The 16,912-nt window shown below is 63.5% G+C and carries 10 protein-coding genes; 8 read left to right on the top strand and 2 right to left on the bottom strand.

What is annotated here, in order from left to right:
* Window positions 1–103 precede the first annotated feature (103 nt).
* From KAK11_RS08845 to KAK11_RS08820, 6 genes are all read left to right on the top strand, one after another.
* A complete protein-coding gene (locus KAK11_RS08845) occupies window positions 104–2,239 on the top strand; it encodes a cytochrome c biogenesis protein ResB (protein WP_246498698.1) in 2,136 nt (711 codons plus the stop codon).
* Window positions 2,236–3,588, top strand: a complete 1,353-nt coding sequence (gene ccsB, locus KAK11_RS08840) for a c-type cytochrome biogenesis protein CcsB (protein ID WP_210808386.1) — start codon at window positions 2,236–2,238, stop codon at window positions 3,586–3,588. The genes KAK11_RS08845 and ccsB overlap by 4 nt, the downstream gene beginning before the upstream one ends.
* Before the next feature lie 88 nt (window positions 3,589–3,676).
* A complete protein-coding gene (locus KAK11_RS08835; protein ID WP_210808383.1) occupies window positions 3,677–4,024 on the top strand; it encodes a hypothetical protein in 348 nt (115 codons plus the stop codon).
* Window positions 4,025–4,167: 143 nt separating this feature from the next.
* Window positions 4,168–5,160, top strand: a complete 993-nt coding sequence (gene msrP / locus KAK11_RS08830; RefSeq protein ID WP_210808381.1) for a protein-methionine-sulfoxide reductase catalytic subunit MsrP — start codon at window positions 4,168–4,170, stop codon at window positions 5,158–5,160.
* Window positions 5,161–5,242: 82 nt separating this feature from the next.
* Entirely contained in the window at window positions 5,243–5,839 is a 597-nt protein-coding gene (gene msrQ / locus KAK11_RS08825; RefSeq protein ID WP_210808379.1) for a protein-methionine-sulfoxide reductase heme-binding subunit MsrQ, read from the top strand.
* Between the two features lie 84 nt (window positions 5,840–5,923).
* A complete protein-coding gene (locus KAK11_RS08820; protein WP_210808377.1) occupies window positions 5,924–9,250 on the top strand; it encodes an Ig-like domain-containing protein in 3,327 nt (1,108 codons plus the stop codon).
* Window positions 9,251–9,268: 18 nt separating this feature from the next.
* Here KAK11_RS08820 and KAK11_RS08815 read toward each other — a convergent pair whose 3' ends face one another.
* The gene (locus tag KAK11_RS08815; RefSeq protein WP_210808375.1) at window positions 9,269–9,814 is read right to left on the bottom strand and encodes an adenine phosphoribosyltransferase; all 546 of its coding nucleotides are present in this window, start codon (window positions 9,812–9,814) and stop codon (window positions 9,269–9,271) included.
* Between the two features lie 14 nt (window positions 9,815–9,828).
* Window positions 9,829–15,480, bottom strand: a complete 5,652-nt coding sequence (uvrA, locus tag KAK11_RS08810; protein ID WP_210808373.1) for an excinuclease ABC subunit UvrA — start codon at window positions 15,478–15,480, stop codon at window positions 9,829–9,831.
* A 149-nt stretch (window positions 15,481–15,629) separates the two neighbouring features.
* Here uvrA and KAK11_RS08805 point away from each other — a divergent pair, with 149 nt between their 5' ends.
* Together KAK11_RS08805 and KAK11_RS08800 are read left to right on the top strand one after the other, a co-directional pair.
* A complete protein-coding gene (locus KAK11_RS08805; RefSeq protein ID WP_210808371.1) occupies window positions 15,630–16,181 on the top strand; it encodes a lipocalin family protein in 552 nt (183 codons plus the stop codon).
* The gene (locus KAK11_RS08800) at window positions 16,156–16,908 is read left to right on the top strand and encodes an SDR family NAD(P)-dependent oxidoreductase (protein ID WP_210808369.1); all 753 of its coding nucleotides are present in this window, start codon (window positions 16,156–16,158) and stop codon (window positions 16,906–16,908) included. Before KAK11_RS08805 ends, KAK11_RS08800 begins: the two co-directional genes overlap by 26 nt.
* Window positions 16,909–16,912 lie beyond the last annotated feature (4 nt).

Below are 16,912 nucleotides of genomic sequence, written 5' to 3'. Positions count from 1 at the left end.
CGGCCCCCGCACAGGGCTGAAGCCGGGCTTAACACACCTTGAAGGGCTGGTCATTGACCGGCCCTTTTTCATGTTGGGCCACTTGGCCCGGATAATCCGCGCCATGACGACTGCGACATCGACCCCGCCCCACCCAGAATCCCGCCTCGGCCGCGATGTGCTGGAACTGCTGGCCTCGATGCGCTTTGCCATCTCGCTGCTGTGCGTGATCTGCATTGCCTCGGTCATTGGCACCGTGGTGCGCCAAAACGAGCCCTACAACAACTACGTCAACCAGTTCGGGCCCTTCTGGGCCGAGGTGTTCGCCAAGTTCGACCTCTACACGGTCTACAGCGCCACCTGGTTCTTGGTGATCCTGGCTTTTTTGGTCATCTCCACCACGCTGTGCATCATCCGCAATACGCCGAAAATCCTGGCCGATCTGCGCAGCTTCAAAGAGCATGTTCGCGAGCAATCCCTGCGCGCCTTCCACCACCGCGCTGAGGGCACCCTGCCACTCGACCGTGCTGGCACTCTGGCCCATTTGACAGGCGTTTTGGCGGCTCGGGGCTGGCAAGCCAAGGCCCAGGTCCGTGACACCGGCACCATGGTGGCGGCTCGCAAAGGCAGCGCCAACAAGCTGGGCTACCTCGCCGCGCACTCGGCCATTGTGTTGATTTGTCTCGGCGGCCTGTTGGACGGCAACCTGATCGTCCAAGCCCAGATGTGGTGGCAGGGCAAAACGGTGTTTGAGGGCGGCGGCATGATCCGCGATGTGCCCGATCAGCACCGCCTCTCTGAAAACAACCCCACCTTCCGTGGCAATCTGTTTGTGTCCGAGGGCTCGCGCGCCGGCATCGCGGTGCTGTCCACCCCTGACGGCTCGGTGCTGCAAGACCTGCCCTTTGACGTTGAGCTGAAGAAGTTCAAGGTCGAGTATTACGACACCGGCATGCCCAAGCTGTTTGCCAGCGATGTGATCATTCACGACCGCGACACGGGCGCCAGCACCCCCGCCACCATCAAGGTCAACGAGCCCACCCATCACCGCGGCATTGCCATCTACCAAAGCAGCTTTGACGACGGCGGCTCTCTGGTCAAGCTCAAGGGCCTGCCCCTGAACGGCAACACCGAACCCTTGGCGCTGGAACTGCGCGTCGGTGAGAGCACCCAGCTCAGCAAAGGGTCCGAAACCCTGGGCCTGGAGCTCACCGGTCTCAAAGTGATCAATGTGGAGAACATGAGTGCCACAGGGTCCGCTGGCGACGCGACTGATGTGCGCAAGGTCGACCTTACCGCCAGCCTGAACAAGCACCTGGGCTCGGGGGCCAAGGGTGACCGCAACAAGAGCCTGCGCAATGTGGGCCCAGCCGTCACCTACAAATTGGTGGACAGCGCCGGCCAGCGCCGCGAGTTCCATAACTACATGGTGCCGGTCGAACTGGATGGCCAGCGCCTCTATCTTTTTGGCGTGCGCGACAACGTGAATGAAGCCTTCCGCTACCTGCGCATTCCGGTGGACGAGCAAGGCGACATCGCGGGCTGGGTACGCCTACGCCAGGCCTTGATGGACCCGACCCTGCGCGACAAAGCCGCACAGCGCTTCGCGGCCATTGCGACGCCGCCCAACAACCCGCAAATGGGCGAGCAACTGCGCCAGAGCTCGCGACGCGCCTTGGCCTTGTTCGCAGGGCAAGACGCCTCTGTCAAGAAAGACGCGCCCGGCGGCCTGGCCGCCTTGAGCCAATACATTGAAGCCACTGTGCCCGAGGCCGAGCGCTCCAAGTTCTCGGAGGTGCTGCTACGCATCCTGAACAGCTCGCTGTTCGAGCTGAACCAAGCCGCGCGCGAGCGCGACGGCCTGAAGCCGCTGGAAGCCAACGATGACACCTCCCGCTTCATGACCCAGGCGGTGATGTCCATCTCGGACAGCTTCTTCTACCCCGCGCCCATGATTCTGCAGCTCGACAATTTCGAGCAGGTCCAGGCCAGCGTCTTCCAAGTGGCCCGCGCGCCCGGCAAGACCTTGGTCTATTTGGGCGCCATCTTGTTGATCGTCGGCGTCATCATGATGCTGTATGTGCGTGAGCGCCGTTTGTGGATCTGGCTCACCGACACCCCTGACAAAGCCACCCATGTGCTGACCGCGCTGTCCACACCGCGACGCACCCTGGACGCTGATGCTGAATTTGAGGCCCTGCGCCAAGAGATTTTGGCCCCCGGTCTGAAGACCCAAGCTGCACACGGAGACGCTGTATGACCACCACCACCATGACCTTGGGGCGGCCCAGCCCCTGGGCTCGCATCGGCCTGTCCGAGGCCTTGTTTGCGCTGCTGATCATCGGCGGCGCCGGCTACACCTTCAGCCGCTACGGCAAGGCCATGGACGGCTATGAGCTGGGCATCCTGGCCTGCGCCGTCCCCAGCCTGATTGCCTTGGGCTGGTTCTGGAAGCCTCTGCGTTGGCTGACGGTGGTGGTCGGTGCCTGCAGCTTGTTGGCGATCAACCTCTACGTGCGCCAGACCGACAGCTTTGGCGCCGACCTGGCCGCGGCGGAAAACGTCTTCCTTCTGAAGTACATGCTCTCCAGCCAGAGTGCGATTCTCTGGATGGGCGTGCTGTTCTACATGAGCACGATCTCATACTGGATCGGCTTCGCGCGCTCCGGCCCCAAGGCCGATGGTGCAGCGCTGCGCATCGGTTCTGGGCTGGCCTGGGGCGCCGTCGTGATGGCCCTGATCGGCACCTTTGTGCGCTGGTTTGAAAGCCACCAGATTGCGCCCGACATTGGCCACATCCCCGTCAGCAACCTCTACGAAGTCTTCGTGATGTTTTGCTGGATGACCACCCTGTTCTACCTCTACTACGAGCAGCGCTACCAGCAGCGCAGCCTGGGCGCCTTTGTGATGCTCATCATCAGCGCCGCCGTGTCCTTTTTGCTGTGGTACACGGTCAGCCGCGGCGCCCAGGAGATCCAGCCTTTGGTGCCGGCGCTGCAAAGCTGGTGGATGAAGATCCACGTGCCCGCCAACTTCGTGGGCTATGGCACGTTTGCGGTGGCCGCCATGGTGGGCTTGGCCTATGTGCTCAAGAGCGCCAGCCGCAATGCGCTCTTGGCCGGCTTGGTCTATGTGCCAGGCAGCATCTTGCTGGCCTTGGGCGCCTACTGGCTGCTGGGCAACCCAGACGCTGGCATGCAGACGGCAGTCGTTAAGACCGCCCGGCTGCTGGGAGGCCTGATCGTCATGTTTGGCGTGATGATTGCACTGCGCGGCCCCATTAACGCTCGCTCGCCCTCCTTGGAGCTGATGGACGACCTGATGTATCGCGCCATCGCGGTGGGCTTTGCCTTCTTCACCATCGCTACCGTGCTGGGCGCCTTCTGGGCCGCCGAAGCCTGGGGCGGCTACTGGAGCTGGGACCCCAAAGAAACCTGGGCCCTGATCGTGTGGCTCAACTACGCCGCCTGGCTGCACATGCGCCTGATGAAGGGCCTGCGCGGCGTGGCCTCGGCCTGGTGGTCCCTGGGTGGCTTGGTGATCACCACCTTTGCCTTCCTGGGTGTGAATATGTTCCTCTCCGGCTTGCATTCCTACGGCGAGCTCTGAGGCGCCCCCACCTCAAACCGAAAAACAGCCCAGCCCCTGCTGGGCTGTTTTGCTTTTCAGCCTTGCACTTTGGCTCTACAGTCAGGCCATGCCCTACATCAGCCGTGACTCCAGTGGCGCCATCGCCAGCCTGCACCGAGATGCCCCTGCGCCCTCGGCCGAGTTTCTGCCGGACAGCGCGCCTGAAGTCCGCGCTTTCCTGGGCATCGACGACGAAGCCGAAGAGTTCGCCAAGCTCGATGCCGGCTTTGTGCGGGTGCTGGAAGACGTGATCGACACGCTGATTGCCAAGCACCTGATCAACATCACCGACCTGCCCTCCGAGGCGCAAGCCAAGCTGTTCTCCCGCAAGAGCTTCCGCGAGCGCCGGGGCAGCCAGGCCCTCAGCCTGTTCGGTGATTTCGACCCCACCTTCCCCTCAAGCCACAGCGAGTAAGCCTCGCCTGCTCGCACGCCCAAAGGGCGCTAAGGCCCGAAACCGCGTAAGGTTTTGCCGGATGGATCGACTCACTGTTACGCTGAGTCGATAGAGCGCTTGCTGCCGCACGCTCAGCACCTTTGCCTCCACCGGACCTTGCCATGCACTTGCTGAAATCGCACCGCTTCAACCACCCCCAAAGCTCTGAGATCACGCCGCCCGAGGTCTACCATGGCCGCCGGGATTGGCTACAGCACCTGGCCCTGGGTGCGGCTGGCACCGCCTTGGCAGGCTGGGCCGCACGCGAGGCCCATGCCCAAGTCGCCGCCCCCGGCAAGTTGGCGCGCTTGCCCGCCACCCGCAGTGCTGTGGCCGGTGCCCAGGTGATGGACAAACCCACCGCCTATGGCGATGTGACCAGCTACAACAATTTCTACGAGTTCGGCACCGACAAAGCCGACCCGGCCCGCAATGCCCACACGCTCAAGCCTCGCCCTTGGTCGGTGACGGTCGAAGGCGAATGCAAACGCCCTCAAACCTTTGACCTCGACGCCCTGCTCAAGCTGGCGCCCATGGAAGAGCGCATCTACCGCATGCGCTGCGTCGAAGGCTGGTCCATGGTCATTCCTTGGGTGGGCTGGTCACTGGCCGAGCTGATGAAGAAGGTCGAGCCCACCGGCAATGCCAAGTACGTGCAGTTCTTCACCTTGGCCGATAAAGCCCAGATGCCCGGCATCCGCTCCAGCGTATTGGACTGGCCCTACACCGAAGGCCTGCGCCTCGATGAAGCCCTGCATCCCCTGACCTTGCTGGCCTTTGGCCTGTACGGCGAAGTGCTGCCCAACCAAAACGGCGCCCCGGTGCGCTTGGTGGTGCCTTGGAAATACGGCTTCAAGAGCGCCAAGTCCATCGTCAAGATCCGCCTGGTGGAGAAGCAACCCGTCAGCAGTTGGGAGCGCGCCGCGGCCCAAGAGTACGGCTTCTTCTCCAACGTCAACCCGGCCGTGGACCACCCGCGCTGGAGCCAAGCCTCAGAGCGCCGCATTGGCGAAGACGGCCTGTTCGCCAAGAAGCGCCCGACCCTGATGTTCAACGGCTACGAGCCCCAAGTCGGCCAGCTTTATGCCGGCATGGATTTGAAGAAGTTCTACTGACATGTCCAGCCCGAGGTCCTTGCAGGTGCCGCCCTCTGGGGCTGCACCCGCAGCCCCCCGCCGCGGTGCGGCGCTCCCTTCCATGAACAAGCTCCTGCTCCACCCCTTGGCCAAGCCCGTGCTGTGGCTCGCGCTCAGCGCCCCCCTGGCCAGCTTGGTCTGGGGCGCCTTTCAAAACACCTTGGGTGCCAACCCCGCCGAGGCCCTGATCCGTGCCCTGGGCGACTGGACCTTGCGCCTCTTGGTGCTGACCCTGGCCATCACCCCGGTGCGCCACTGGACCGGCTGGCATGCCCTGGCGCGCTTTCGGCGCAATGTGGGCGTGGCCGCCTTCCTCTACGCCACCCTGCACTGGCTGGCCTATGCCTGGCTGGACCAAGGGCTGAGCCTCGCCGCACTGTGGCAAGACGTGGTCAAACGCCCCTTCATCCTGGTCGGCACCTTGGCTTGGTTGATGCTGCTGCCCCTGGCCGCCACCTCCTTCAACTCCGCCATGAAGGCCCTGGGCGGCCGCGCTTGGCAACGCCTGCACCAACTCAGCTACGCCATCATCCTCTTGGGCCTGCTGCACTTCTTCTGGATGCGCGCCGGCAAAAACGACTTTGCTGAGGTGGCGGTGTATGCCGCACTGGTGGCGGTGCTGCTGGGGTGGCGGCTGAAGCGGCAACGGAGTCGCTGAATGAACTTGAGCCATTCGTTCGACTTCATTGAGGGGATGCCACCTTCTTGACATTTGGATAGCCACTCTCTCCTGATAGAGTTCTTGCACCTCAAAAAGGTGATCAAAACAATGAACTCAGGAGAGAGAACCATGGTCGTCCCACGTGTCAACGACGAGTACGTGACCGTCATCACCGGAACCACCGTCTTCGGCACCTTGGCCATGTTGCTGGCCAATGACGTCGACCCAGAAGGTGGTCTGCTGGAGGTAGTTCAAATCGGGTCAACCACTCATGGCACCTTGAGCCAAGACCCCGCCGGCATCCTCATCTACACCCCAGCGCCAGGCTACACCGGCACCGACGAATTCACCTACCTCGTCCGAGATGAGCGAGGCCAATTGAGCCAGGGCACGGTCCACTTGACCATTGTTGCCGCAGCCGATGCTCCGGTCGTTCAGGACGAGCTAGTCTCAGTGGTGGCAGGCACACCGGTGTCCGGCCACGAGAACGATTTGCTGGCCAACGACGTCGACCCCCTAGATGGCCCCCTCAAGATCGTGAGCATCGGCGAGGCCCAACATGGCGCCTTGACCCGCGACACTTCAGGTCAGTTGACCTACGTGGCCGCCAAGGATTTCGTCGGCCAAGAAGTCATCCGCTACACCGTCGAAAACGCCCAAGGCCTGCGCACGGAAGGCAAGCTGATCATCAATGTGACTGCGCCCGTCAACTCAGCGCCGGTAGTGCAAGATGAGTGGATCACCATTGAAGCGGGGACGACAGTCACCGGAACGGTGGACCAGCTTCTGGCCAACGACATGGACCCGGACGGTGATCCTCTGAAACTGGAATTGGGCAGCGTGTCAGGCAGTGGAGATCTCACCCAACTGGACGACGGACGGATTCAATTCACAGCGCCCAGCCCGTTTTTTTTCAGCAACGAAACCAGCTTCAGCTACACCGTCAGCGACAGCAAAGGTGGCAGTGCTTCGGCTAGGGTGTATATCCGCATCGTCGATTCAACCAACACCGCGCCGACAGTCCAAGATGATGTGCTTCACGTCTACACAGGGCAAACGGTAAGAGCCTATGTCCTACAGAACGATAGCGATGTCAACGAGGATCGTTTCGTTATTGCGGATGTGAGCAGGCCGTCAATCGGAACGGCAATCAATGGATCTTCCATTGCCGGATTCAACGGCTTGTGGGTCGACTACTACGCTCCCACGACAACGGTAGAGCGAACAATCACCGGATTCAACTACACCGTTACGGATCTACGCGGTGGGACTAGTGAAGCTTGGTGCCAAGTCATCATTGACCCTCGCCCTGCAAATCCTATTGCCCTTCTCGCAATAAGCGACACCGGCTCGTCCGACCAAGACGGCATAACTGCCAACCAGCGTCCAAAGCTCCAACTGCCTGCGGATGCCGCAATTCAGGATGGTCTAGCTCTGATCGTCAACGGAGTGCCGGTGGGTTTCTCATGGGTAGACAGGAGTCAGCGCATTCTCCAGGTAGACCAACCTCTGCCTGAGGGGGAGTGCCAGATTGCCTATGGCTATCCACGTGATTTGGTAGGGGCTCCTGTCATCATTTCGCCTACCCTCACCCTCTACATTGATGCTGTCGCCGAACCACCCACCCAGTCACCAACGCTTCTGCCCGAGTTCGACGATGGCGGCCAGGGCAGCGTGTTGATCATTGGCCAAAGTGCTCGACCGGTGTTCGACATCGGTCGCTTAGGGCCCGATGAAACCGCCCGCCTCTATGTTGACGGCAAGCTGGTGGCCTCCAGCTACGACGCCGCGACGGGTCAGGTGCAGATGGACCAAGCATTTGGCTCCAATCTGCCCAACCAAGCCTGCCAAGATCACCAAGTCGCTTGGACTCGGGTCAATCAACACGGCGTGGAATCAACACTGTCCGGCTCAACGGTGGTCGGTGTCGTGGCGTCTTGGCTCCCTGATCGACTAGACCTCTTGGATCGCGATGACTCAGGAATCAGCAACATCGACGGTCTGACCCGAGTGAGTACACCTCGCTTCTTTGTCGGACACCCGGAACTGCCCCAAGGCTACAGTCTAAGCTTGATGGTCGATGGTCAAGTTGTGGCCAGCCAATGGGACGCTGCCTCGGGTCTGATCCAAGCAAGCAACCCGTTGTCAGACGGTGAGCACCAAATCATGGTCGGTGCCGTGAGTGGCAATGATTTCATGCCCATGATTTACTCCCAGCGACTGACCATCGACACCAAGGACCCCGTTCAGTTCCCCCTTGATCCACTGCGTTTGGACGCGGCTTCGGACCTGGGCTATCAGGGTGACAACCTGACGTGCATCAACGCGCCCGCAATGTTCCATCCTGAATTGATCGTCAACGGCTGGGGTCACACCAGGGACTATGCGTCAGCGCAGTTGTTGGTGGATGGCGTGGCCGTGGCATCACTGTGGGACAAGCAAAAGGGGACTCTGACCCCAGTGAACCCACTCAACGATGGACGGCATACCTTCAATTTCTACGTCAGTGATGCGGCAGGCAACAACGGTCCGAAGGCCCGGGGCGACCTGGATGTCACGATCGACACACGGGTGCCTGATTTACCGCCATTGAAACCAGATCTGACTGCTTCTGATGACCGAGGGCCTCAGTCTTGGATTGCCCACACCGCAGACGGAAGCAGTGAAAGAACCTTCTGGAGCGACGACATCACGAACGAAATGTGGCCCGAATTCAAGGTCACTTATTCGCCCGATACTGTTGCGGAGCTTCTGATTGACGGCAAGCGAGTCGAATCCACCATCACCCGCACAGGCTATGACAGTTACATTTCTTCTCGCGACCCATTGCAAGAAGGCTGGCACGACGTGGCCGTGAGATACCGTAGTACTTCAGGGGCTTTGTCAGAGGCCTCGGAGAGCCTGCGGATCCTGATTGACATCACCCGACCTGATGCTCCCGTTAGCGCGCCTGCACTTCGTGCCATCGACGACGACGGCGTCCGGTCTGACGATGGCATCACCAGCATCAAACAGCCAGAGTTTGTCTTTGCATCGCCGCCGGCAGACCACTTTGTGGCTCTGTGGATTGATGGCGGGCCGGTCGCCTCCCAATTGAGCGTTGATGGACGCACTGTCAAACCGAATCAGGAACTGAGCTTGGGACAGCACGAGGTGGCCATCAGCTATTTCGACCTCGCGGGCAACGAGTCCGCTCGCTCCAAGGCCGTCAGCATCTCGATCGTCGAGCCTTTGGCCTTGAATGACCTTCTTCAAGACACGAGCCTATTTGGCCAGGCAGACACCTCAACCCAGCTTGACACCGGCGCCACGCAAAGCCAAAGCTCGCAGGAGCTACTGAGCTTTTCGGCTGCCGACAGAGTTCATCTCTGGCGGGGCGTCGAGGACGCTGTATGGCTGGCGGCCTGACGGAATCCGCAAAGCCGCTCAATGCCCCGCAAAGTCCAGCAGCGTGAACAGCGGCAGCCCGGCGGCTTTGAGCCGGGCTGAGCCGCCCAGTTCGGGCAGGTCGACGATGGCGGCGCCTTCGGTGACGGTGGCGCCCAGCTTTTCCAGCAGCTTTTTGCCGGCCATCATGGTGCCGCCGGTGGCGATGAGGTCGTCGATCAGCAGCACGCGGTCGCCGGGTTTGACGGCGTCGGTGTGCAGCTCCACCGTGGCGCTGCCGTATTCCAGCTCGTAGGTTTCTTCCACGGTGGTGAAGGGCAACTTGCCTTTTTTGCGGATGGGCACAAAGCCCAGGGCCAGTTCATAGGCCAGCACGGAACCGATGATGAAGCCTCGGGCATCGAGCCCGGCCACCACCGTGGGGCGCAGGGCCGGGTCCATATAGCGGTGCACAAAGCTGTCGATCAGCACCCGAAAGACCTTGGGGTCTTGCAGCAGCGGCGTGATGTCGCGGAACTGGATGCCGGGCTCCGGCCAGTCCGGCACGGTGCGGATGTGGTCACGCAGATAACGTTCAATGTCCATGTCTTGTTGTCCTTTCAGCGGGCCAGCACGGGCTGGATGGCCACGCCCGTGTGCGTGCCCAGTTTGACCAAGGTCTCCGGCGTGCCGGCGCAGACCACCCGGCCACCGCCGGTGCCGCCTTCCGGCCCCAGGTCCAGCACCCAGTCGGCCTCGGCGATGACGTCCAAGTCGTGCTCGATCACCACCACGCTGTGGCCGCCATCCACCAAGCGGTGCAGCACATGGATCAGGCGCTCCACATCGGCCATGTGCAGGCCCACGGTGGGTTCGTCCAGCACATAGAGCGTATGCGGTGCCTTTTGGCCGCGCCTCGTCACGTCATCCCTCACCTTGCTCAACTCGGTCACTAATTTGATGCGTTGAGCCTCTCCGCCGCTCAGCGTGGGGCTGGGCTGGCCCAGGGTCAGATAACCCAGGCCCACGTCTTTCAGCAATTGAAGCGGGTGGGCAATGGTGGGCATGGAGGCGAAGAAGTCCACTGCTTCGTCCACCTCCATGCTCAGCACATCGCCAATGCTTTTGCCGCGCCAGGTGACAGCCAGGGTCTCGGCATTGAAGCGCTGGCCGTGGCAGACATCGCAAGGCACCTTCACATCGGGCAAAAAGCTCATCTCGATGGTGCGCATGCCTTGGCCCTCGCAGGCCGGGCAGCGGCCTTGCCCGGTGTTGAAGGAGAAGCGCGCCGCGGTGTAGCCCCGGGCCTTGGCCTCTAAGGTCTCGGTGAAGAGCTTGCGAATGGTGTCCCAAAAGCCGATGTAGGTGGCGGGGCAGGAGCGCGGGGTTTTGCCAATCGGCGTTTGGTCCACTTCCAGCACGCGGTCCACCGTGCCCCAGCCGCTCAAGGCTTGGCAGCCGCTCAGCAGCACCGAGCCCGCTGCGCTCTCATCGGGCTTGCGCCCTTTGGCGGCCACCAGCGCGGCCACATTGGCCAGCAGCACGTCGCGTGCCAAGGTGGACTTGCCCGAGCCCGACACCCCCGTCACCGCCACCAAGCGCTGCAGCGGCACGTCCACATTCACCTGCTGCAGGTTGTGCAGATGGGCACCGCGCAGTTGCAGGGCAGGGGTCTCAGCGCTCACCTCACGGCGCGCGTGCAAGGGGTGCTTGAGCGGATGCTGCAAAAAGCGGCCCGTCAGCGAGGCCGGGTTGGCAGCCACCTCGGCCGGGCTGCCCTGCGCCACCACCTCACCACCGCGCCGGCCGGCACCGGGGCCAATGTCGATCAGGTGGTCCGCCCGGCGGATGGTGTCTTCGTCATGCTCCACCACCACCAAGGTGTTGCCCTGGTCGCTCAGGCGTTGCAAGGCCTTGAGCAAGATGGTGTTGTCGCGTGCATGCAGGCCAATGGTGGGCTCGTCCAGCACGTAGCACACGCCCTGCAAATTGCTGCCCAACTGAGCGGCCAGACGGATGCGCTGGGCCTCGCCGCCCGACAAAGTGGGCGCGGCGCGGTCCAGCGTCAGATAGCTCAAGCCCACTTCCTCGAGGAACTCCAGGCGCCCTTGAATCTCGGTGATCACGTCGCGGGCAATGCCTGCATCACGGCCCTCTAGGTGCAGCGAAGCCACCCAAGCACGGGCCTCTTGCACCGACCAGGCCGCCACCTCGTGGATGCCTTTGCCGTTGAAGCTCACGCCGCGCGCGGCGGGGTTCAGGCGGGCGCCGTGGCAGTCGGGGCAGGGCTCGCCGGCAATGCCTTCGACCTCGGGCTCCTCGGCGGCAAAGCTCTGCTCCCGGCCCTTGTTGTCGTCGTCGCGCACGCTGTCGTCAAAGGCTTTGCGCTGCTCGCGCGTCAGCGCCAAGCCGGTGCCCACGCAGGTGCCGCACCAGCCATGCTTGGAGTTGTAGCTGAACATGCGCGGGTCCAGCTCGGGGTAGCTGGTGCCGCACTGCGGGCAGGCCCGCTTGGTGGAGAAGACCTTGACCTCGCCCAAGCCTACGGTGCTGGCGCCTGCGGCCAACTTACCGGCCAAGCCGTCCAAGGGCGAGAGCAGGTGCATCACGCCCTTGCCCACATCCAGCGCCAGCGCCAGCAAGTGGCGCAGCTCGGCTTCGTTCTCGGGTCGCACTTGCAGGTCGCCCACCGGCAGCTCCAGCGTGTGTTCTTTGAAGCGGTCCAACTTGGGCCACGGCGCCACGGGGGTGAACTCGCCATCCACTCGCAAATGCGTGTAGCCCTTGCCCTTGGCCCATTTGGCCAGGTCGGTATAGAGGCCCTTGCGGTTCACCACCAGCGGTGCGAGCAAGCCAATGTGCTGGCCTCTGTGGTCGCGCAGGATCTGCGCCGCAATGCTCTCCACCGACTGCGGGCGCACGGGCGCGCCGTCATGCACGCAATGCTGCAGGCCCAGCTTGACCCACAACAGGCGCAGGAAATGCCAAACCTCGGTGGTGGTGGCCACCGTGCTCTTGCGGCCCCCGCGGGAGAGGCGCTGCTCAATCGCCACCGTGGGCGGAATGCCCCAGACGGCGTCCACCTCGGGCCGGCCGGCCGGCTGCACGATGGAGCGAGCGTAGGCGTTCAAGCTCTCCAAGTAGCGGCGCTGGCCCTCGTTGAACAAGATGTCAAAAGCCAAGGTTGATTTACCCGAGCCCGACACCCCGGTGACCACCGTGAACTGGCCGCGCGGAATGTCCACATTCAGCGCTTTGAGGTTGTGCTCGCGGGCGTTGACGATGCGGATGGCGTCGTCGGCCACCGCCCGCTCGCGCACCACAGCGCCCAGGTAGGCGCCGTCGGCGGTTTTCTCAGCCGCCCGAAGTGCGCCATCGTATTCGCGCAGCGCCCGGCCGGTGTGCGAGGTGGGGTGCTCGCGCATCGCCTCGGGCGTGCCCTCGGCCACCAGCGCGCCGCCCTCATCGCCGCCCTCCGGCCCCAGGTCGATCAGCCAATCGGCTGCGCGGATCACATCCAGGTTGTGCTCAATCACCAGCAGCGAGTGGCCGGCTTCCAAAAGCTTGCGCAGGGCGCGCATCAGCTTGGCGATGTCGTCAAAGTGCAGGCCGGTGGTGGGCTCGTCAAACACATAGAGCACGCCCTTTTTGGCCACGGCCTGGCGCGGCGAGGCGGCCGCCTCGGCCAAGAAGCCGGCCAGCTTCAGGCGTTGGGCTTCGCCACCGGACAGCGTGGGCACAGGCTGGCCCAGCCGCACATAGTCCAGGCCCACGTCCACAATCGGCTGCAAGGTGCGCAGCACCTCGCGGTCGCCCGCAAAGGCTTTGACGGCTTCGGACACGGTCAGGTCCAGCACATCGGCGATGGACAAACTCTTGTCACCACGCTCGATCTTGACCTCCAGCAACTCCGCCCGGTAGCGGCGCCCATCGCAATCGGGGCAGCGCAGGTAGACGTCAGAGAGGAACTGCATCTCCACATGCTCAAAGCCCGAGCCGCCGCAGGTGGGGCAGCGGCCATCGCCCGCATTGAAGCTGAACATGCCCGCGGTGTAGTTGCGCTCTTGTGCCAGCGGGGCCACGGCAAAGAGCTTGCGGATCTCGTCAAACGCGCCCACATAGCTGGCGGGGTTGGACCGGGCCGTTTTGCCGATGGGGCTTTGGTCCACAAACACCGCGTCGGCCAGATGGTCGGCGCCCAGCAGTTGGTCAAAGGTGCCCGGCGTCTCCGTGGCATGGCCAAAGTGGCGGAACAGCGCCGGCACCAGCACGTCTTGCACCAAGGTGCTCTTGCCCGAGCCGGAGACGCCCGTCACCACCGTCAGCCGCTGCAGCGGGAAGGCCACGGTCAGGTTGCGCAAGTTGTTCTGGCGTGCGCCTTGCAAGATCAGCTTGGGCGTGGCCTCATCGACAAAGCGCTTGAAACCCAGGCCCACCACCTTGCGCGCGCCCAAGTAGGCGCCGGTCAGTGTGTCGGCATCGCGGGCGGCTTCGGGGCCGCCGTCAAACACGATCTGGCCGCCTTTCTCGCCGGGGCCGGGGCCCATGTCGATCAGGCGGTCGCCGGCCAGCATCACGGCAGGGTCATGCTCCACCACCACCAGGGTGTTGCCGGCGTCGCGCAGGCGGTGCATGGCCTGCACGATGCGGTTCATGTCACGCGGGTGCAGGCCAATGCTGGGCTCGTCCAGCACAAACAAGGTGTTGACCAGCGAGGTGCCCAGCGCCGTGGTCAGGTTGATGCGCTGCACCTCGCCGCCGCTGAGCGTGCGGCTTTGGCGGTCCAGCGTCAGATAGCCCAGGCCCACATCGCAAAGGTACTTGATGCGGGTGCGCACCTCTTCTAACAACAACTTCAGGGCCTCGTCGCGCAGGACGTCCGGTAGGGTCAATTCATCAAAAAAGCGGCGCAGGCGGCTGATGGGCAGCAGCATCAGGTCGTGCAGGTTCAAGCCTGGCAGTGCCTGCAATTGCTCCGCGCTCCAGGCGGCACCCAGCGGCAGCTTGCGCTGCTCGGGCGGCAGCACGGCATCCGCATTGGCTTTAGAGCCCAAGCGCCACAGCAGGGCTTCGAGCTTGAGGCGTGCCCCGCCGCAGGTGCCGCAAGGGGTGTAGCTGCGGTACTTGGACAGCAGCACCCGGATGTGCATTTTGTAGGCCTTGCTCTCCAGGTACTCGAAGAAGCGGCGCACGCCATACCACTGCTTGTTCCAATTGCCCGTCCAGTTCGGTGAGCCTTCCAGCACCCACTCGCGCTGCGCGGCCGTGAGCTGGGCCCAGGGCGTGTCGCGCGGGATGCCGGCCTCGCCCGCGTACTTCACCAGGTCGTCCTGGCATTCCTTCCACGCCGGGGTTTGCAGCGGCTTGATAGCACCGTTGCGCAAAGTCTTGCGCTCATCGGGGATCACCAGGCCAAAGTCCACGCCAATCACCCGGCCAAAGCCACGGCAGGTCTCGCAGGCGCCATAGGCCGAGTTGAAGCTGAACAGCGCAGGTTGCGGCTCGCCGTAACGGCGGTCGCTCTCGGGGCAATGCAGGCCGGTGGAATAACGCCAGAAATCGGTGGCATCGCCCTCACCGAGGGCATAGACGGTGAGCCGGCCCTGGCCGCGCTTCAGCGCCAGCTCAATGGCCTCCATCACCCGCACCCGCTCAGCGTTGCCGAGGCGGAAGCGGTCCGCCACCACATCAAGGACTTTCTTATCGCCGACGACGCGTTCCGCCTGCACCCGCGCAAAGCCGCTGGCCTGCAGCCACTGCTCCAGTTGCTCAGCCGTGGTGTTGGCGGGCAGCTCCACCGCAAAGGTGAAGATCAAGCGTGGGTCGTTGGCTATGAGCGCCCGTGCCTGCAAGTCGGCATAAATGGTCTCAGGCGTGTCATGCCGCACGGGCAGCGCGGTGTCTTGGTCAAAGAGTTGAGCGGCCCGGGCGAAGAGGAGCTTGAGGTGGTCGTTCAACTCCGTCATCGTGCCCACGGTGGAGCGGCTGGTGCGCACCGGGTTGGTCTGGTCAATCGCAATCGCCGGGGGCACGCCGTCCACGCGGTCCACCGCAGGGCGGTCCATGCGGTCCAAAAACTGCCGGGCATAGGCCGAGAAGGTCTCGACATAGCGGCGCTGGCCTTCGGCATACAGGGTGTCGAACACCAGGCTGGACTTGCCCGAGCCGCTGGGCCCGGTGACCACGGTCATCTCCCCCGTGCGGATGTCCAGGTCCAGGTTCTTCAAGTTGTGCTGACGAGCACCACGGATACGGATCAGGCCAGAGGACATAGCAGGGGTTTTGGCGGAGTGGAACCCGCTATGTTGACACGATCCAGCCCTCGCGCGGGCGGGCTTCGGCGCAATCCCCGGCCCTGCACTCTGCAGCACTTGCCAAGCACTGATACTATGTGGTTTATTTTGTGACTAATGAGTTCAATATGCACCACATGCCGCTGAGACGCGCCCTCCTCGCGACCCTTGCAGTGGGCCTGGCTGGCTGCGCCGCCACCACCCCGCCCGAGGGCATCGTGGCCGTCACACCGTTTGACGTGGCGCGCTACCAAGGCCGTTGGTTTGAAGCCGCGCGGCTGGACCACCGCTTTGAGCGCGGCATGACGGACGTGAGCGCCACCTACACCCTGCTGCCGGACGGCAGCGTGCGTGTGCTGAACCGGGGCTTCGACACCGCCAAGGGGGCTTGGCGCGAGGCCGAGGGCCGGGCGCTGTTCACCGGCGCCCCCAGCACCGGCTCGCTCAAGGTCTCCTTCTTCGGCCCCTTCTACGGCGGCTACCACGTGGCGGCTTTGGACGCCGACTACCGCTGGTCCATCGTGGTGGGCCCCGACCGCAGCTATGCCTGGATCTTGACCCGCGAGCGCACCTTGAGCCCCGAGTTGCGGCAAGCGCTGACGGCACGCATCCAGGCGCTAGGCATTGCACCCGAGGCCCTGATTTGGGTCAGCCATGAGCGCCAAGACCCCAAGCCTTGAAGGCGAACCCACCGTGAGCGACTTCTCCGTGCTGCCCTCACTGCCTGAGGGTTATCGTGCTCTCGTCATTGGGGCCAGCGGCGCCATCGGCAACGCTTTTGTCGAGGCGCTGCGGGCCGACCCGCGCTGTGCGCAGGTGATCGGGCTGCATCGGCACTCCACACCCGCACTGGACTTGGTGGACGACGCCAGCGTGGCCCAGGCCGCCCAGCAGCTCAAAGCCTTGGGGCCGTTTCAGGTGATCGTGCATGCGGCTGGCGTCTTGCACACGGCCAGCGGCGGGCCAGAGAAGCGCCTGGCCCAGCTCAACACCACGCAGATGAGCGAGGTCTTTCGCATCAACACCATCGGCCCCGCCTTGGTGTTGGCGCACTTTGTGCCGCTGCTGTGTCGCGAACGGGCGGTGATGGCCTTCCTCTCGGCCAAGGTGGGCAGCATAGGCGATAACCGCCTGGGCGGCTGGTACAGCTATCGCGCCTCCAAGGCCGGGCTCAATATGCTGGTCAAGACGGCGGCCATTGAAGTGGCGCGCAGCCAGCCCCAGGCCGTGCTGGTGGCCCTGCACCCCGGCACCGTCACCTCGGCCCTCTCGGCCCCGTTCAACGGCGCAGAAATCGGCCGCCCTGCCGAGCATGCGGTGGCCGACATGCTGCGAGTGTTGGATGGCCTGCGGCCTGAGCAGTCGGGCGGCTTCTTCGCCTATGACGGCCAGGCCTTGCCCTGGTAGAGCG

The organism is Ideonella paludis, from assembly GCF_018069865.1.
GTDB classification, from domain to species: domain Bacteria; phylum Pseudomonadota; class Gammaproteobacteria; order Burkholderiales; family Burkholderiaceae_C; genus Ideonella; species Ideonella paludis.
This window is presented reverse-complemented; position numbering and strand designations above follow the sequence as displayed.